Origin of the sequence: Corynebacterium sp. 239_CJEI (assembly GCF_001055995.1) — a bacterium.
Taxonomy (GTDB): Bacteria; Actinomycetota; Actinomycetes; order Mycobacteriales; family Mycobacteriaceae; genus Corynebacterium; species Corynebacterium jeikeium_D.
The window spans coordinates 143313-162103 of sequence record NZ_JVOW01000006.1 but is presented as its reverse complement, the minus strand read 5'-3'; the positions used below and the strand labels follow the sequence as shown (position 1 = coordinate 162103).

Sequence of the window (18791 nt, the reverse complement as noted above, 5' to 3'; positions counted from 1 at the left end):
TGCGACAATCAGGGCCGCGATAAGCTACCCCAAAATGCTGGCCCCAATCGTCGCCTTCAGATCACCAATCAAGCTGGCGTCCCGGTCGACCCGCAAGTGCTCGCCGAGAACCAAAGTGGTGTGGGAATCGCCGTCGACAAGCTTGAGGTAAACGTCGGAGTCGCCTGGGTTGTCCAGCAGTACTGACTTCAGCTTGGCAATCATCTCCGGAGTGCACTGATCAGTGCGCATGGTCAGACGCAGCGGCGCCGAAGTGGAGCCATTACGGCCAAGATCCGGCAGCTTCAGGTCATCACAGACCACACTCATGCGGTCATCGCGGTACTGAACGCGAGCACGAATAAGCACAATGGCGTCTTCAGCAATGCTGGTGGCAATCATTGCGTAGGTCCTCGCAAAAGCCATGACTTCCACGCGCGCGCCGTTGTGGTCCTCAATGCCAATAATCGCCCAGGGCTGACCGTTCTTATTCACGCGACGGTCAACACTGGAGACAATGCCACCAATAGTGATTTCGGTGTTGTTGGCGACTTCCCCACCGACGACCGTGGTCAAAGCGGTATCGGTCTGCGCGGCCAGCGATTCTTCGAACCCATCGAGTGGATGACCGGAGACATAGAGGCCCAGCATTTCTCGTTCCAGGGTCAGCTCGTGCTTGCGATCCCACTTTTCATCCGGCACACGGATTTCAAAGATGCTCTCCGATCCGGTGTCCTCTTCCCCACCGAAGCCCGCAAACAGGTCGAACTGTCCCTTGTCTGCAGCCTTCTTGGTCGACAGCACCGAGTCAATGGCTTCTTCGTGAATGAGCGCAAGGCCCTTTCGTGGGTGCCCCAGCGAGTCGAAAGCGCCGGCCTTAATCAGCGACTCGGTGATGCGCTTGTTACACGGCAGCGTCTCAATCTTGTCCAGGTAGTCCGAGAACGACGTGAACTTGCCCTTCTCCTCGCGCGTCTTCACAATCGACGCGACCACATCATGGCCGACGTTGCGGATAGCGCCAAGGCCGAAGCGAATATCCTCACCGACCGGCTCGAAGTCCATACCCGACTCATTGACATCCGGCGGCAGCACCTTAATGCCAAGGTGGCGACAGTCCGACAGATAAATAGCCAGCTTGTTCTTATCATCCGCCACCGAGGTCAACAGCGCCGCCATGTACTCAGCGGTGTAGTTGGCCTTCAGATACGCGGTCCAGTAGGACACCAGGCCGTAGCCCGCCGCGTGAGACTTGTTAAACGCGTACGAGGCGAAGGGCAGAATAATATCCCACAGCTTCTGGACAGCATCCTTGGAGAAACCATTCTCCAACATGCCGCCTTCGAAGTTCACGAACTCCTTGGCCAGCACCTCGGGCTTCTTCTTACCCATGGCCTTACGGAAACCATCTGCTTGGCCCGCGGTGTAATTCGCCAGCTTCTGCGAGATCTTCATGATCTGCTCCTGGTACACGATCAGGCCGTGTGTTTCTTCCAGGATTTCTTTCAGCTGCTCATCCAGTTCCGCGTGGATGGCGTTATAAGGCTTGCGACCATTCTTAATATCCGCGTAGTCAAAGTGCGCGTTCACACCCATCGGCCCCGGACGGTACAGCGCCAGCGATGCCACGATGTCGTCGAAGCCCGTTGGCTGCATGCGTTTGAGCAGCTCACGCATTCCGCCACCATCGAGCTGGAACACACCGAGGGTGTCACCGCGCGACAGCAGCTCATAGACCTTCGGATCATCGGTCTGAAGGTCATCGAGCAGAACTGTCTCGCCTCGGTTGGACTTGATGTGCTCAATACAGTCACCGATAACCGTCAGGTTTCGAAGACCCAGGAAGTCCATCTTCAACAGACCGATGGCCTCACACGCCGGATAGTCCCAGCCAGTGATAATCGCGCCGTCAGCCTGTCGCTTCCACATCGGGATGTGATCCAAGAGTGGCACCGACGCCATCACCACGGCACAGGCGTGCACGCCGGTCTGCCTAACGACGCCCTCGAGACCACGAGCCGTCTCGTAAATTCGAGCCACATCCGGGTCGGTTTCAATAAGCTGACGAACCTCGGCGGCCTCGCCGTAGCGTGGGTGCTCCGGGTCGACGATGCCGCTCAGCGGAATGTCCTTAGCCATAATCGCAGGTGGCAGCGCCTTAGTAATGCGGTCTGCAATCTGGTAACCCGGCTGACCGAACTGCACACGCGCCGAGTCCTTCAGAGCCTGCTTGGTCTTCACCGTACCGAAGGTGACCACCTGCGCCACCTTGTCTTCGCCCCAGCGATCGGCGGCGTAGCGAATCATTTCATCGCGGCGGCGGTCATCGAAGTCGATATCGATATCCGGCGCGGACGGGCGCTCTGGGTTCAGGAATCGCTCGAAGAGAAGACCGTGCTCAATCGGGTCGATATTGGTGATCCACGTCGCGTATGCAACCAAAGAACCGGCAGCGGAACCACGCCCCGGACCGACCTTGATGCCCACCTCACGGGCATGGCGGATCAACTCCGCCACGATAAGGAAGTACGACGGGTAGCCCTTACCGTCAATCACCTCAATTTCGTACTCCGCGCGCCGGATGTACTCCTCCGGTACCTCGCGCCCTTCAAAGCGCTTGCGCAGCCCCTCCATCACGTTGTGATGCAGCCATGTCGTCGGCGTCTCCCCTTCCGGAACGTCCGCCTTCGGCATGCGATCGTGCGGGTGCTCCTCCCACAGCTCGTCGTAGTCCTCGACGCGCTCTGCGATGAGCAGCGTGTTATCGCAGGCACCCGGGACTAGGTGATCCCAGGTCGCGCGCATTTCTTCGGCGGACTTAATAAAGTAGCCGTCACCGTCGAACTTAAAACGGTCCGGGTCATTGAGCGTCTTACCCGTCTGCACACAGAGCATAGCCTCGTGAGCCTTGGCCTGGTCACGGGTGACATAGTGGCAGTCATTCGTAACCAGCGGCGGCAGGTTCAGCTTCCGGCCAATCTCCAGTAGCTCACTGCGCACACGGGTCTCAATATCCAGCCCGTGATCCATCAGCTCAAGGAAGTAGTTTTCCTTGCCGTAGATGTCCTGCCACATCCCGGCGGCCTGCAGAGCCTCGTCGAACTGCCCCAGACGCAGACGCGTCTGCACATCACCCGACGGGCAACCAGTGGTCGCGATAATGCCCTCGGCGCGTTCTGCCACCAACTCGGCATCCATACGCGGGTACTTACTAATTTGTCCCTCATACGATGCCATCGACGACAGGTAGAACAGGTTCCGCAGACCCTGCGCATTCGCAGCCAACATGGTCTGGTGCAAGTAGGAACCGCGACCCGAGACGTCGTCTCGACGCTGATGCGGTTCACCCCACTGAATGCGCTTTTTATTAAAACGGCTCTCCGGCGCCATATATGCCTCAATGCCGATGATTGGCTTGATGCCCTTGGACTTCATCTGCCGATAGAACGCATTCGAGCCAAACATATTGCCGTGGTCGGTGACACCGACCGCAGGCATTCCCTGTCGCGCAACCTCGTCGGCGAGCAAATCAATCTTCGCCATACCGTCGAGCATGGAGTACTCGGTGTGATTGTGGAGGTGCACGAAGGAGGAGTTAGCCATGAGTCCAGATTGTAGACAATCCCCCGGACTGAACAAGATTCCTTCGAACACCCAAAATGAAGCAGCCCCTTATGCCTGCACAGTTATAGCTAAAGACGTGTGCAACATCACTCTTACTTTTCCTTTACTTTTCAAAACCAGTTGACAATACTCAACACCACGGTTCGTGAGGAAGTCCTCATATTTCCTCGCGGCCACAAAGAAACGCACCGCCCTCGAGCAAAGAACCAAAGGAGCAATACAGTGTTCGCACCACTTTCCGATGGCCACTTCACCTACTTCCCCAAGCCCGAGCTTGACGAGGTTCTTGCAACCATCGACCGCCGCCCTGTCGCTGCCGGCTACCTCATCGATGGCGATGTCATCACCTCCAACATGGATGCCGCCCGCTACAGCTGGCTGGTCTAAAAGGGCGCAGACCTGGAAAATTCTGACTTTCTTTTCAAAATCAAAGACAGTACAGGTTTTCAATGATTACGTTTTAGGGCATGAAACTTTCTCGAGCTTCTGCCCCGGAGTCCTCGGACACATCCCGCCCGGCTCCGACATCGATGTCTCACCTGCCTGAAGCGCTGCCGCCACAGACGCCCCAGACAGCCCGCCCGCCACTAGCTACCGACACGCTGCTTAACTGCACTTCCCTTCCTGCAGTCGTCGTCGACCTCGCGGCGGTCGAAGCCAATGCCCGCGATATGCTCCGCCGTGCAAACGGGATGCCTATCCGCGTGGCCTCGAAATCGATTCGCATTCCACAGCTTATTTCGCACGTCCTGGCCTTCCCCGGTTTCCAGGGCGTGCTGGCATATTCACTGGCAGAGGCGCTGTACCTATTCCGAGAAGGCATTAGTGACGACATCGTCGTCGCCTACCCAACTCTTGACGCCCGCGCTATCTCAGAGCTTGCCGACGATGATGCAGCGCGTGCCGCCATCTGCGTCATGGTTGACCGTCCCGAGCATCTAGAGGCGCTGGCGTCGTCGGCAAGCGAAAATGCGCCAATCCGCGTGTGTATGGACGTCGACGCATCCTTTCGTCCCCTCCCCGGCGTGCATATCGGTACGCTGCGCTCAAGCCTGTTCTCGCCGAAGCAGGCAGCGGCGTTTGCCAAGCAGATTATTGCCCGTCCGGAGCTGCAGCTGGCGGGAATCATGATGTATGAGGGACACATTGCCGGAGTGGGCGATGCCGGAAACTCCCTGCGTGCGCGCGCAATTCGAGTGATGCAGGCCGTCTCAAAGAAGGAATTGGCAAAGCGCCGCGCGAAGGTTGTCGCTGCAGTCGAGAAAGTGGCGGGGCCGCTGGAGTTTGTCAACGGTGGTGGCACGGGGTCGCTGGAGTCGACGTGCGCCGAGGCCGCAGTCACCGAGGCAGCGGCGGGGTCGGGGTTCCTGGCACCAACCCTCTTCGATAACTATCGCGCATTCAATCTGCGCCCGGCGTCCTGGTTTGTGTTGCCGGCGACGCGACGCCCTAAGAAGGGCGTGGTCACGGTGTCCGGCGGTGGTCGAATTGCCTCTGGACCGGCGGGAGCTGACCGGCTGCCAACCCCCTGGTACCCCACTGGCCTGCGCTACGCGGCAGAGGAAGGACCAGGTGAGGTGCAGACTCCGCTGCTCGGCAAGACCGCCGACGCAATTTCGCTGGGAGATCCCGTGTGGTTCCGCCACGCCAAGGCCGGCGAAATAGCCGAGCACACACAAGAAGTCATTGCAGTTCGAGATGGCGCCATCATCGCCCACTGGCCCACGTACCGAGGAAAGGGATTGATCTTCACATGAGCAATTCACGCAACAACGCCCGCTTCACAGTCTCTACAGTTGAGTCCCGCGTACCACGCGTACGTCGGCGTGCGCAGGCAAAAGCCGTCGCCAACTCTCATTGGAGCAATTGGGCGCACACGCAATCGTGCACCCCGTCCTACACTCATCAGCCGCACGATGATGAGGGCGTTATCTCGGTAATTAAAGCGGCGAAGACCGAAGGAACTACGGTGCGCCCGCTAGGGGCCGGTCATTCTTTTACTTCCGTGGCCACCACCGATGGGCACCGCATTCAACTCGACCGCTGCTCTGGTCTGGTCGAACTCGACGCCGCCAACCAGACCGCCACGCTGCGTGCCGGCACTCGCCTGCGCGACACTCCAGGTATTCTGCGCCCGCTCGGTTGGGCACTTCCCAACCAGGGCGATGTCGATCCGCAGTCGCTGGCCGGTGCTATCTCTACTGGCACACACGGCACCGGGCTTGGATTCACCGGCTTCGCAGGCACCGTGAAAGGATTCAAGATTGTCACCGCGGATGGCGTCGTCAGGCACTGCCATCCGGACGCTGAGGGAATCGACGGCGAGCTCTACCGCCTCGGACGGCTGGGACTGGGTGTCTTCGGCGTGCTTACGGAGGTCACGATGTCCGTCGTGCCAGCGTTTGATCTGCACGCCGACGAGCACCGCGAAGAGTTTGATTCCCTGCGCAAGAGTTTCGCCGAGCGCTGCAAAGAAGCTGACCACCTGGAGTTTTTCTGGTTCCCGGGACAGCGCGAGACGCTGGTCAAGCACAATACTCGCATTGAACCGCAGCGCCACCGCCGCCCGAGCCGCAATAGCCTGAAGCAGCGCCTGGGCAGCGCGCGTACGTATCTTAACGACGAAGTCGTCAACAACATGGGACTCTTGGCGTGCTGCGAGATTGCTAAGGCCATTCCCGCTACGACCGATACCATCAACCGGATTGCCACCAACACCGTGCCAGAGCGCAGCTACTCCAATGAGGCGCACAAGGTCTTTGTCTCGCCGCGCCGAGTGCGTTTTTCCGAGATGGAGTACTCCGTCCCGCTCGAGGCCGCTTCCGATGTCCTCGGGGAAATCCGCGACGCGATTGCCCGCAAGAGGATGAAAGTCTCCTTCCCCATCGAGGTGCGCTCCGCGAAAGCCGATGATGTGGCCCTATCCACTGCGTACGGTCGCGACAGTGCCTACATCGCCATCCACCGCTACTGGAAGGAAAATTATCGAGAGTACTTCAACCTCATCGAGCCGATTTTCAAGGCCCACGAAGGTCGCCCGCACTGGGGCAAATTGCACACGCTCCGCGCGGAGGATTTCGCGGAACGTTATCCGCTGTTCGGCGAGGTCCAGGCACTACGGGAAAAGGTCGACCCGCAGGGAATCTTCCTCAACGAGCACCTGCGCGAACTTTTCTGCTAATTATCTGCCGGCTTTACGACGTCCCGGGTAACCGCCCCATCCGTCTGGTCGGCGGCATCGTCGGAAACCGCGGCCGGTTCAACACCGGCCTTGCGGAGTTCCCGGCGAACCCGCCTCTGGCGCCGCATCTTCAGGATGAGATCGCAGATGAACAGCGCGACGGCACCCCAGATGATGAAGAACCCGATCCAGCGCTCCGGTTCGAGCTGCTCGCCCAGCACAGTGACTGCCAGGGTGATTTGGAGAACTGGAGTCAGGTACTGCATCAGGCCCAATGTGGCCAACGGCAGGCGCTTGGCACCTTCGCCGAAGAGAAGCAACGGAATGGCGGTAGCAACACCGGCGCTCATCATGAGCAGCACGTGACCAGTTCCTTCGGAGGTAAAGGTGCTCTGCCCGTTGTAGGTCAACCAGAGGATGTAGGCCAGCGCAATCGGTGTGATTACGGCGGACTCGGCCGTCAGCGAAGCTGCAGAGGAAAGCGATACCCGCTTCTTCATTAGTCCGTAAAAACCGAAACTGAACGCCAGCGCCAGCGCACCCAACGGCGGATGTCCCACACCGATTGTGAGAACAATGACCGCAATGGTTGCCAGGATGACACTGCCGAGCTGCAACCGCGAGATGCTTTCACGGAAGAAAATCATCGCCAACAAAACGCTGACCAGCGGGTTGATGAAGTAGCCGAGCGCGGCCTCCGCCACCTGCCCATTGTTGACCAGGTAGACGTACACACCCCAGTTGACGGAGATCAACAGTGCGGCAATAAAAATAGTGCCCCAGGTCTTGGCACTCGCGGCCTTCAGCTCTGGCCATGCGCGCATGAAGCTGAGGGCAATGACCATAAAGACAAGGGTCCAGACGAATCGGTGCGCCAAAATCTCTACGGCCCCTGCTGGTTCCAGCAAGGGGAAATAGAGCGGAAACAGCGCCCACAAAAGGTACGCACCGAATGCCTGAATCACTGTTGACTGACTCCTTTTCGTTCTCGTTGAAACTGACTGCGTACTGGCGGCAGAGTTCTAGCCGCTTCATCCTAGTCGTTTGGATTTGGGCACTCAGTTCTGGCTTCTATTAGTTCTGACCGCTTAGTTCTGGCTCAGCCCCGGCGCAAAGAGCGGATCTTTATCCGTGAAGCCGGAACTCAGCACCGGGCGAATACCAAAACGGCCACGCGCCGCATCTGATGGCAGCGCCTCGACAGCTTTCACATCGGGCATTTTCTTGACATCCATCAACGATTCAGCGTCACCATAGACCAGTAACCCGTTGAAGCCGAGCCGTTCGTCGTCAATCGCGACGTCTGCGTAAGCAGCTGCTAACTCCAGCTGATCTTGCAGCAGCTTTTCTTCGCTCGCTGTTTTACTCGGCTGCGGCAAATACCGGGTGCTCACACCGCCGATGATTGCAGTCGACACTCGCAGAGAGGGCTCTTTTTCATAGACCTGTGCCGCTTCTTGCGCATCGAGCAGCCGGTCAAAAGTCACCATCGCCCAGAACTTCGGGTCCTCCACGACTGGCTGGCCGGTCTTTAGCCGGTAGTCCTCTTTCTTCATATTCGCGAGGGACTCGTCGGCACGCTCTACGTACTGCTCGGTTGCTTCCCACGGGTCCGGGCCGAGCGCATCGCCGTTGAGATTTTGCGGCTTGCTTACCCGATCGGAGGTCGAAGCGACTGCTAAAACAATCACCAATACGACAACACAGAAACCAGAGATCAGTGCCATCACTGGCGAAATACTGCCGTCACCAGTGCTTTTCGCACGAGTTTCACGGCGTGGTGGGTTCTTGGATCCCGATGGGGTCTGCGTCATGCGCTCTGCCTCAAAACTTCCAATGCGTGGTTCAAATCATCTGGGTATGGACATTCGATTTCCATCCAGCGCCCATCTGCCGGATGGTGGAAACCAAGCGAGACCGCGTGAAGCCACTGGCGGTTGAGCCCCAGCCGCTTGGCCAATGCCGGATCGGAACCGTACATGGGATCGCCGCAGCATGGGTGATTCAGCGCAGAGAAGTGCACGCGAATCTGGTGCGTGCGCCCAGTCTCTAGATTCACCTTCAGCAGCGTTGCTGGGGCGAAGGCCTCAAGCGTTTCGTAGTGCGTCACAGCATGCTTGCCATCCTGGCGGACGGCAAAGCGCCAACCCGCCGAAGGATGACGGCCAATCGGCGCATCAATTGTCCCCGACAGCGGATCCGGATGCCCCTGAACCAGAGCGTGATAGGTCTTGGACACCTCACGGTTTTTGAACGCCCGCTTGAGCACGGAGTATCCCCGTTCGGAGCAGGCGACAACCATCACGCCAGAGGTGCCAACATCGAGGCGATGCACGATGCCTTTTCGCTCGGGCGGACCGGAGGTAGAAATGCGGAAACCAGCAGCCGCCAGTCCACCGATAACCGTTGGGCCTTCCCAACCGACCGACGGATGTGCGGCCACACCGACAGGCTTGTGAACAGCCACCAAATCGGAGTCGTGGTAGAGCACGTCCATGCCCTCGACGAGTTCCTCTTTGGGAACCAATGGCTTTTCCACCGGCGGCAACAACACAGAGAGGAAAGCGTTTTCTTCCAATCGGTCGGACTTACCAACGCTCACGCCATCGACCGTGATGTCCCCAGCCGCTGCCAAATCAGCCACCGCTGTGCGCGAGAGCCCCAACAACTTAGCCACACCGGCGTCTACCCGCATACCAGCCAAGCCCGGTGGAACGGGCATCTGCCGGGTTTCTCGGTCGGGCTGGTGCGCTCCCCCGAGTGCTGCACCACCATTTACTGCATTGTCGTTCACTGCTGTCCTCCCTCCGCCGACTGCTTCTGATCCGTCTGGGAAGATTTCTTCTCCGCTGCAATCTGATCAGCGAAGAGATCCGGCTCCTTGGAAAAAACCATCCAGATAACGAGGATAATAACGCCCACAGTAATCGCGGAGTCCGCGATATTAAATACGGCAAAACCCTTAACCGACAGGAAATCGACGACGTGGCCGACGTAGAAACCGGGTTCCCGAAACAGCCTATCGATGAGGTTGCCCAGCGCACCACCAGCAATAAGCCCCGCCGCAGTCGCCGATATAGGACTGCGCAACCAATGGGAAAAGCACATCACAGCCAGGATGTAAACCAGCTGCAACGTAGTAAAAACCCAGGTGGCGTTCGTGCCAAAGGAAAAGGCTGCACCGGGGTTAAAAACGAGCCGCAACTCGAAGAGATCGCCAATGACCTGCACCGCAGGACGGCCATCGAGAGTCTTCAAAGCGATAATCTTGGTCAGCTGATCGATAATCGCAACTGACACAATAACCGCAGCGAGAATCCCCCGCCGCGGGAAATATGTCCTCGTTTCCTTCTTAGTCACTGTCCCATAATGGCCTAACAAACCCATATTCAGCCAACTGACACCGCCCGGGTGGTTCCTATCCACCGCGAAACCGGTACGCTAACCGGTGTGACTCGACGTTTCCAATCTCAGTTTGTTCCGGCCTCCTCTGCTTTACGACGTGCAGGAGGCACCACCTCCTCGTGGTTCCGTCGACCTAGCCGCAGCGACCAGCCTGGCCACACCAAGCGTGGCCTGCTGGCGAGGGTCGGCACCGCTGTTGTTGCCGCTACCACTGTGGTGTCACTGGCCGCGTGCTCGTCGGAAAGCTCGGTGGAAACGCAACCCGTGGACGTTGCACAACCCAAGGTCGAATTGACCAGTGCTGGTAGCGGTGAGCTGGCGAGCGTGCGCTGGAAGGACGACGGTGCAGAGCAGGAGTCGACCGTGGCGGTGACGCAGGGCTTCGCGCAGCGTGGCGGAAACGCCGATAGCGACCAGACGTTCCCGGACACCCGCCTGGAAATCCCCCTGACCAGCACTGTTACCAGCGATAACGATACTCGTGTGGTGACGTCAGAGGTGGGTAAACCCCACGGCTCCAACGATGAGCTGAATGAGGATATCGCTACCGCACAGGGCTTTATCTCTGATTGGTCAACAACAGCCACTGGTGAGGTCAAGGAACTCAAGCTGGGAGCGCCGGAGAAGGCGACCGACACCGCTCGCGCTGGTGTGGAGATGGCGCTGCAACAGCTGCATTCCGTACCTATCGTCTTCCCCTCCGAGGACATCGGAAAGGATGCAACCTGGACGGTCGAAAGCGAGGTCGAAGGCCAGACCACGATGACGCAGAAGGTGACCTATACCCTGCTCAGCCGTGCGGGCGACATTGTTAATTTGAAGGTCGATGTCAAGCAGGTGCCGACCGTCACCGAGTTGGACACTGGCGGCGAGGGTGCACTGAAGGTTGTCGAGGCCACGACTGACATGCTTGCCGACCGCGTCACCATCGACCTGACTAAGCCGCTTCCGATGAAGGGCAACATCGACTTTGTGACCTCCGTGACCTACGGCGACGGCAACTCCGATGTGCGCATCACTCAGCAGACGCACCGCGGGCTGGAGTTTAAGGACGGCAGCGGGTCGAAGAAGTAGCCCAGAAGAAATAGCTCTGGCCAGCGCAAGGTTAGAAGACGAGAAAGTGTCTAGGTTTATGTCACTTTTCTTCCCAAAAAATGGGCGGAACTGTCATAAACCTAGACACTTTCTTTTGTCTGCCCAGTGCACCCGACCGGGCTAGGCTGTGATGCCTGGGCCAACGGCACCTAAGCCGGTGGAGGCGGAGGAGGCGCGTCCTCCGCCGGAGCCGGAGCCGGCGCAGGAGGCGGGACCTCCTCAGCCGGCGGTTCAGGCGCGGGTGGCGGAACTTCCTCAGCGGGTGGTTCGGGCGCCGGAGCCGGGGCTGGCTCCTCGACCGGTGCTGGGGCCTCCTCAACCGGAGCCTCTTCAACTGGGGCTTCTTCCTCCGGCTCAGGCGGCGGCGGAGGGGTTTCGCCCGGCGCGAGACAGAACCCCGGCTTGTGCTCCGGATCAAGCGTCGACGCCAGGTTGCAGGCCCATTCCTTGCTCAGCATCCAACGGCCATCCCTGTAAATGAAGTCCACCTGATCCACGAGCATCGGATCTTCCTCCGGGCGGAGGATATTGACACCGGCTACGGCCTGCTTCGTCGTGAAGCCGGGCGTGATCGGATCAATGACATCAAAGCTGATTTCCTGCTCATTGGCACTATTGGTGACAATGTCGAAGAAATCGCCGGCAGTATCGCCGTCCTCAATGGTCAGCGCCTTTTCCTCGATAGGTAAATCGGGGTTGATAAGGCGTGCGAGGACGTCGTTAAGCTCTGCGCGCGTCGGCAGCATGATGACGGGTTCCGCCGAGCTGGATGTCTTCGATTCAGTCGTCGGCGCTGCAGTATTGCCACCACCGCAGGCAGCTAGCCCAAGTGCGCTGACCGAGACCATCGCCGCTACTGTCACACCACGCGCTGTGCGCCAACGCATTCCGCTAACGCGCTGGTTGCAGGGGACTCTCATATGTGCACTACTCCAATAAAATCTGCATGAAGATTCGCTGGCTTCACGCCTTCCATAATCCTACACAAGGCCAAAACATCGCCTGGGTAAGATGGTGGACATGTCGACTCAGGATCATTCCCCGGCTAGCTCGACCTCGTCTAGCACGGCCTCCCCTCGCCGAATCGTTGTCATCACCACCGGCGGCACCATCGCCTGCACCACGGATCGCAGCGGTGCGCTAACCCCGACCATCTCGGGCACAGAGCTCGTCGCCGCGGTCGCGCAGCGTTATCCCGAGGGCATGTTAGAGCTGGAGGTTCGTGAGCTCGGGATGCTGGACTCGTCGAATCTCGCGTTCACCGACGTTGACCGTATTCTCGCCACTATTCACGAAGTGCTTGACGACGACTCCGTGGACGGTGTCGTCGTAACTCATGGCACGGACACGATGGAGGAAACGGCCATGGCTGCCGATATTTTCCATGCTGACTCGCGTCCGGTTGTCTTTACTGGTGCACAACTTCCCTATGATCATCCGGAAACCGACGGACCGGGGAACCTCTTTGAGGCCGTGACCATTGCTTCCGATGCCTCTGCGCAGGGAATTGGCGTTCTTATTGTCTTTGGCCACGCAGTCTTGCCGGTACGAGGTGCGACGAAGTGGCACACAACCGATCCTTTGGCTTTTGCCACTAATGCACCGGAGGAGCCGGTTCGTCCAGATCCGCTGCCTCTGGCGGCTTTGGCGGGCTCGAAGGTAGAGATTATCCCCGCCTACTTGGGTGCAGATGGATCACTGCTGGATTCGGCAGTCGCCGCCGGTGCACGCGGCATTGTCGTAGAGGGCCTGGGGTCGGGCAATGTCTCCGATGAGTTTGCCGCTGCCATTGACCGGGCCATTGCGGCTGATGTGACCGTCGTGATGGCAACGCGCGTTCCGCGCGGTGATGTCCACGCCGCCTACGGCGGTGCCGGTGGCGGTGCGACGCTGGCTCGGCACGGTGTGATTAGCGCTGGTTGCGTGCATGCACCGCAGGCGCGCATCATTCTCGCCGCCGCGCTGGCTGCGAATGTGCATCCGCAGACGCTGTTCTAATTCACGCCTCGATGATGCGGATGATTTTCGCCGGGTTTCCAGCCACGACTACGCCCGCGGGAACGTCCTTAGTCACCACGGCACCCGCGGCGACCACAGAATTGTCGCCGACGTGAACACCGCCCAGGATGATGGCTCCGCCACCGATCCAGGCATTGCGTCCGATGATGATTTCATCTCCAGACTCTAGATAAGCGGCGCGGGCCTCAGCTCCCAGTGGGTGTACTGGTGGAAGCAGCTGTACGTTGGGCCCGAGCTGCGCATAGTCGCAGATTGTCACCTTCACCACGTCAAGTGCGGTGAGCCCAAAGTTGATGAAAACGTTGTCGCCGATGTGGATGTTATCGCCGTAGTCCAGGTAGATCGGCGGGCGAACGGTGCTGCTCTCTCCGAAAGACCCCAGTGCCGGTGCTAGCACTTGCTGTGCTGCCTGCTGGTCTTCGCGGAATGCGACCTCAAATTCAGCGGCCACCTGGCCAATTCGCACGTTCAGAGCCTGGGATTCCGGATGATCGGCGATATACCACTGACCGTTCAGCATGCGCTGGCGGTTATCCAGACCGTCGTCGGGAAGTGTGGTCGACGGATTCGGATCTCGATCGGTGTTGCGCAACGAGGCGCGGCGAGCTGTCTCAAGCTCTGCAATGCGGGATTCGGTAGTCATAGTGCCCCAGTTTACGGACAGCGCATAAACAGAGCGCCGCGAACGGCATCGAGGCAGTCAGCCATATCAAGCATCCGCGTCGGGGCCGAGTTCGTCTTCGCTTTCCCGTTCAGGTTGCGGCAAGTCGAGAGCTGCTGCTTCGTCGGATGCCAGCCACTCCGGCCAGTCCAAACTGCACACCGCGGAGCACGGGCGCAGCTCCGGGTCGTCTTCCTTCAGCGTAATCATGCGCCCGGGGCCACTGGTGCGGCTTTCAAAGCGGACGGTCACAATCCCGTGCCCCGAACCCTGTACCCAACCATGTCCATACTCGCTGTGGTGCACATCCGAGGTAGGTGCCCACTTGGAATCGGAAAGCCGAACGGTCGGCAACGCACCGGTTCCGGATAGCTCGACCAGGCCGGCGGGAGCGTCGGAAAGCGCAGGTGCTGGCACTCGATCTTCGACGGTGATAGCGCGGTCGAGCTCAGGAAACAGGACTTCTTGTATGTGCGAATCCAGCCCGGAGAAACCGACGCCCACCAGTCGCACTGGGCCGACCTCCGCGGGCGTGAACGCGATTCGGTGCGCCACTGCCATGAGGGTGTCGAAATCCTGTGTGGCGTAGGCGAGCGTCTCAGATCGGGTATGGATGCTCAGGTCAGACAGACGCACCTTGCAAGTGATGGTGCGAGCACCACGGCCATCTTTTTTGAGCCGTCGAAAAGCGGACTCACCCGCGCGATCGATGGCGGCGTGGAGCTGGGCCTGCGACTCCAGATCCTCAGGATAGGTGTACTCCGCCGATACAGACTTGGCGACATCTCGCTCCTTAACCGGCCGATCGTCCGTCCCCTGCGCCAGCTGCCACAGCATCACACCGGTTTTGGATGTCAGCGAAACCTCGACATCGCGCTGGGACATGGCGGCAAAATCACCGATCGTCTCCACGCCCAGCGTGTGCAATTTTGCAGCGGTGACAGGGCCGATGCCCCAGAGCTTCTCTACCGGTAATGGGTGTAGAAGCTCGTGATTGCGTGCGGGGTCCAGCACGTACACGCCATCGGGTTTCGCCAGGCCTGACGCAATTTTCGCGAACTGCTTGCCCGCGCCCGCGCCTATCGACGAGGCCAAGCCGGTCTCCCGCCGAATATCTGCCCGCAGCTGCTCCGCCCAGGCAATGACCTGCTCCTTCGAGGCGCCTTGCAGCTCTTCGGGTTCCATGAAAGCCTCGTCAACGCTGAGCTGCTCGACCACGGGCACGCGCTCGCGGATTACAGAGAACACGCGGCGCGACACCGGCCCGTAGATGCCCTTGCGCGCGCTGACCGTCACTGCGGTCGGTGGCATGAGACGACGTGCGCGAGCCATCGGCATAGCCGAGTGCGCGCCGTACGCGCGGGCCTCATAGGAGGCACCGGCGACCACACCTCGACCACCCAGCCCGCCGACGAGAACTGGCCGCCCGCGCAGAGTCGGGCGAGTGAGCTGCTCGACGGACGCGAAGAACGCGTCCATGTCGATGTGCAGAACCCACCGCCCGGAAGTCGGCATAGAGATTACTCTCCCCTACTGCTTGGCAATATCCGCCGAGCAGCCGTCCGCCACATCGTAGCTCAGGGACTCTCCGCCAGCGACGACCTCGAAAGCGGTTGCGAGAACTTCCCGGGCGATGAGGTCAGCGTGGCGGTTGGCCCACTCCTCACGCTCGGCCGGCACCTGCAACTTCACCGAAATGCGGTCGGTGACCTCAAGGCCAGCGTTCTTGCGGGCATCCTGCAGACCACGGATGCGGTCAGCGGCCCAACCGCGGGACTCCAGGTCCTCGTCGAGCTCAGTGTCGAGCACAACCAGGCCATTGACGCCGTCGACCTCAGCGGTGGAATCTGGCGAGATCGCGACCAGGTTGCGGGTGTACTCACCCTCCTGCAGCGGAATACCATCGGCGACAACCGTGCCGTCGACAACCTCGTAGTTGCCAGACTTCACAGCCTTAATGACCTTCTGGACGTCCTTACCCAGGCGCGGACCGGCCACGCGAGCGTTGACGGAGACCTCGAATCGTCCCACCGAGTCCACGTCGGAGGTGAACTCCACCTTGTCGACGTTGACCTCGGAGGAAACGATGTCGGTGTACTCACGCAGACGCTCGGCATCCGGGAATGCCAGGGTCAGATTCTTCAGCGGCAGGCGGTTACGCAGCTGGTTGGCCTTGCGGATGCGCGATGTTGCCGAGCAGACATTGCGGACAATGTCCATGGACTCAACGAGTTCGTCATCGGTCGGCAGCTTGTCGACGTCCGGCCAATCCTCCAAGTGCACCGAGCGGCCGCCAGTGAGCGAGCGCCAGATGACCTCGGTGGACATCGGCAGCAGCGGAGCAGCCACGCGGGTGAGAACCTCCAGCACCGTGTACAAGGTATTGAAGGCCTCTGGGTGCTTGACATCGCCGGCCCAGAAGCGGTCGCGGGAGCGGCGCACGTACCAGTTGGTCAGTGCGTCACAGAACTGACGGACCTCATCGGTGGCAGAAGCAATGTCAGTGTTGTCCAGGCACTCAGTAACAGCACGGACGGTTGCTGCAAGCTTGGCCAGGATGTACTTGTCCAGGATGATGTCGGAGTCTACCGACCACTCGGCCGGTTTGGAAGCGTAGAGCTGCAGGAACGAGTATGCGTTCCAGATCGGCAGCAGCGCCTGGCGCACGCCCTCGCGAATGCCCTGCTCGGTGACAATCAGGTTGCCGCCGCGCAGAATCGGGCTGGACATGAGGAACCAGCGCATGGCGTCGGAGCCGTCGCGGTCGAAGACCTCGTTGACGTCCGGGTAGTTGCGCTTGGACTTACTCATCTTGTTGCCGTCATCGCCCAGCACGATGCCGTGAGCGACAACCTTCTTGAACGCCGGGCGGTCGAACAGTGCAACCGACAGGACGTGAAGCAGGTAGAACCAGCCGCGGGACTGGCCGATGTACTCCACAATGAAGTCGGCCGGTGCGTGGGACTCGAACCACTCCTTGTTCTCGAACGGGTAGTGGAACTGCGCAAACGGCATGGAACCGGAGTCGAACCAGACATCCAAGACATCCGGGACGCGGCGCATCATGGACTTACCGGTCGGGTCGTCCGGGTTCGGGCGAACCAGCTCGTCAATCTCCGGGCGGTGCAGTGTGGTCGGGCGAACGCCGAAGTCCGCCTCCAGCTCATCGAGGGAACCGTAGACGTCGACACGCGGGTACTCGTCGTTGTCGGAAACCCACACCGGAATAGGCGATCCCCAGTAGCGGGTACGGGAGATGTTCCAGTCACGTGCGCCCTCGAGCCACTTGCCGAACTGACCGTCGCGGACGTGCTCCGGCATCCACTCAATCTCGTTGTGGTTGAGCTCCACCATGCGCTCGCGGATCTTGGTAACGGACACAAACCAGCTCGGCAGTGCCATGTAGATCAGCGGCTCGCCCGAACGCCAGGAGTGCGGGTAGGAGTGCTCGATGGTGCGGTGCTGGACGACGCGGCCAGCGGCCTTCAGGTCACGGATGATGTCCTTGTTGGCGTCAAAGACCAACTTGCCCTGGTGCTCCGGCACCTGCGAAGTGAACTTACCGTCCATGTCCACCGGAATGATGACATCAATGCCGTATTCATTACAGGTGTTCATATCGTCTTCACCGAAGGCCGGCGCCTGGTGGACCACACCAGTACCGTCCTCGGTGGTGACATAGTCGGCCACCATGATCTGGAAAGCGTTCGGGTGATCTGCGAAGTAGTCGAAGATCGGCTGGTAGGTCAGACCTTCCAGGTCAGCACCAGCGAAGGTAGCCACGACCTCGTGTTCCTTGCCCAATTCCTTGGCGTAGGCACCAATCAGTGCTTCTGCCAGCAGGAAGTTCTTACCTGCAAACTCCGGCACGGAGGAATCCTCGCCGACCTTAACTACGGCGTAGGTGACCTTCGGGTTCACGGCCAGACCAAGGTTGGACGGCAGCGTCCACGGCGTGGTGGTCCATGCGATAGCCGCAGTGTCAGCGAGCACCGGGTTATCCGCCAGCGTCTTCTCCGCTGCCGAGCCTGCCTTGGCGCCGGTGAACGGGAAGGTCACGGTCAGCGTCGGGTCCTGCCGCATCTTGTAGGAGTCATCCAGGCGGGTCTCCTGGTTGGACAGCGGGGTGTGCTCTGCCCAGGAGTACGGCAGCACGCGGAATCCCTGGTAGACCAGGCCCTTGTTGTAGAGCTCCTTGAAGGCCCAGATCACGGACTCCATGTAACTCATGTCCATGGTCTTGTATCCGCCGTCGAAATCAACCCAACGCGCTTGACGAGTGACATATTCCTTCCACTCGCCCGCGTACCGCAGCACCGACTCAGCGCAGTACTTGTTGAAGTTAGCCAGACCCATTTCCTCGATCTGGCCCTTGTCCTTAATACCGAGCTGCTTCTCTGCCTCCAGCTCAGCCGGCAGACCATGGCAGTCCCAGCCAAAGACGCGACCAACCTGGTAGCCACGCATGGTCTTGTAACGCGGAACAATGTCCTTGACGTAACCGGTCAGCAGGTGACCGTAGTGCGGTAGACCGTTGGCGAACGGCGGGCCATCATAAAAGACGTATTCGTCAGCACCATTACGCTGATCGATAGAGGCCTGGAAAGTGCTGTCCTTGCCCCAGTACTCCAGAACCTTTTCCTCCAGTTCCGGAAACTTCGGGCTGGAGGTGTACTTACCAAAGTCAGCAGTGCGCGGATACGCGCCACCTGCCGGAGTGGCCTCAGCAGAGGCATTTACATCGTTCGAATTAGACACCGTTTCTACGTCACTTCCGTGGTCGAACATCATTAATACTCACCACGGGGACGCATGCCTAGCCCCTTC

Annotated in this window: 14 protein-coding genes; 5 read left to right on the top strand and 9 right to left on the bottom strand. The window is 59.7% G+C overall.

Going from position 1 to position 18791, the window contains the following annotated elements:
* Positions 1-24: 24 nt before the first annotated feature.
* Positions 25-3582, bottom strand: a complete 3558-nt coding sequence (gene dnaE, locus ADB08_RS01765) for a DNA polymerase III subunit alpha (RefSeq protein ID WP_016422978.1) — start codon at positions 3580-3582, stop codon at positions 25-27.
* 243 nt (positions 3583-3825) lie between these two features.
* On the opposite strand from dnaE, the gene ADB08_RS11635 reads away from it, so the two are divergent.
* The 3 genes from ADB08_RS11635 (at position 3826) to ADB08_RS01755 (ending at position 6784) form a co-directional block, all read left to right on the top strand.
* A complete protein-coding gene (locus tag ADB08_RS11635; protein ID WP_016422979.1) occupies positions 3826-3990 on the top strand; it encodes a hypothetical protein in 165 nt (54 codons plus the stop codon).
* Between the two features lie 80 nt (positions 3991-4070).
* Positions 4071-5360, top strand: coding sequence for an alanine racemase (locus ADB08_RS01760; protein ID WP_049170283.1), 1290 nt, complete (start codon positions 4071-4073; stop codon positions 5358-5360).
* Positions 5357-6784 carry a D-arabinono-1,4-lactone oxidase gene (locus ADB08_RS01755; RefSeq protein ID WP_048734784.1) on the top strand — a complete coding sequence of 476 codons (1428 nt, stop codon included), beginning with the start codon at positions 5357-5359 and terminating at the stop codon, positions 6782-6784. Before ADB08_RS01760 ends, ADB08_RS01755 begins: the two co-directional genes overlap by 4 nt.
* On the opposite strand, the gene rarD is transcribed toward ADB08_RS01755, so the two are convergent.
* From rarD to lspA, 4 genes are all read right to left on the bottom strand, one after another.
* Positions 6781-7749 (bottom strand): EamA family transporter RarD, encoded by a 969-nt coding sequence (rarD, locus tag ADB08_RS01750; RefSeq protein WP_048734788.1) that lies wholly within the window; start codon positions 7747-7749, stop codon positions 6781-6783. The two genes, ADB08_RS01755 and rarD, sit on opposite strands and share 4 nt — an antisense overlap.
* A gap of 123 nt (positions 7750-7872) precedes the next feature.
* The gene (locus ADB08_RS01745; protein WP_049170281.1) at positions 7873-8598 is read right to left on the bottom strand and encodes a hypothetical protein; all 726 of its coding nucleotides are present in this window, start codon (positions 8596-8598) and stop codon (positions 7873-7875) included.
* Positions 8595-9506: an RluA family pseudouridine synthase gene (locus ADB08_RS01740; RefSeq protein WP_042389388.1), complete on the bottom strand. Its 912-nt coding sequence runs from the start codon at positions 9504-9506 to the stop codon at positions 8595-8597. Before ADB08_RS01740 ends, ADB08_RS01745 begins: the two co-directional genes overlap by 4 nt.
* A gap of 68 nt (positions 9507-9574) precedes the next feature.
* On the bottom strand, positions 9575-10144 hold the full coding sequence (gene lspA / locus ADB08_RS01735; RefSeq protein ID WP_016422985.1) for a signal peptidase II: 570 nt from the start codon (positions 10142-10144) through the stop codon (positions 9575-9577).
* A gap of 90 nt (positions 10145-10234) precedes the next feature.
* Between lspA and ADB08_RS01730 the strand changes: the two genes are divergently transcribed.
* Positions 10235-11263, top strand: a complete 1029-nt coding sequence (locus ADB08_RS01730) for a hypothetical protein (protein ID WP_239660000.1) — start codon at positions 10235-10237, stop codon at positions 11261-11263.
* A 170-nt stretch (positions 11264-11433) separates the two neighbouring features.
* On the opposite strand, the gene ADB08_RS01725 is transcribed toward ADB08_RS01730, so the two are convergent.
* A complete protein-coding gene (locus ADB08_RS01725; RefSeq protein WP_239659999.1) occupies positions 11434-12171 on the bottom strand; it encodes a hypothetical protein in 738 nt (245 codons plus the stop codon).
* Positions 12172-12304: 133 nt separating this feature from the next.
* On the opposite strand from ADB08_RS01725, the gene ADB08_RS01720 reads away from it, so the two are divergent.
* Positions 12305-13282, top strand: a complete 978-nt coding sequence (locus ADB08_RS01720) for an asparaginase (protein ID WP_049170275.1) — start codon at positions 12305-12307, stop codon at positions 13280-13282.
* A 1-nt stretch (position 13283) separates the two neighbouring features.
* On the opposite strand, the gene ADB08_RS01715 is transcribed toward ADB08_RS01720, so the two are convergent.
* The 3 genes from ADB08_RS01715 to ileS form a co-directional block, all read right to left on the bottom strand.
* Positions 13284-13946 carry a sugar O-acetyltransferase gene (locus tag ADB08_RS01715; RefSeq protein ID WP_080971461.1) on the bottom strand — a complete coding sequence of 221 codons (663 nt, stop codon included), beginning with the start codon at positions 13944-13946 and terminating at the stop codon, positions 13284-13286.
* Between the two features lie 66 nt (positions 13947-14012).
* A complete protein-coding gene (locus ADB08_RS01710) occupies positions 14013-15479 on the bottom strand; it encodes a DNA polymerase IV (RefSeq protein ID WP_049170273.1) in 1467 nt (488 codons plus the stop codon).
* Between the two features lie 15 nt (positions 15480-15494).
* Positions 15495-18755, bottom strand: coding sequence for an isoleucine--tRNA ligase (gene ileS, locus ADB08_RS01705; protein ID WP_080971460.1), 3261 nt, complete (start codon positions 18753-18755; stop codon positions 15495-15497).
* Positions 18756-18791 lie beyond the last annotated feature (36 nt).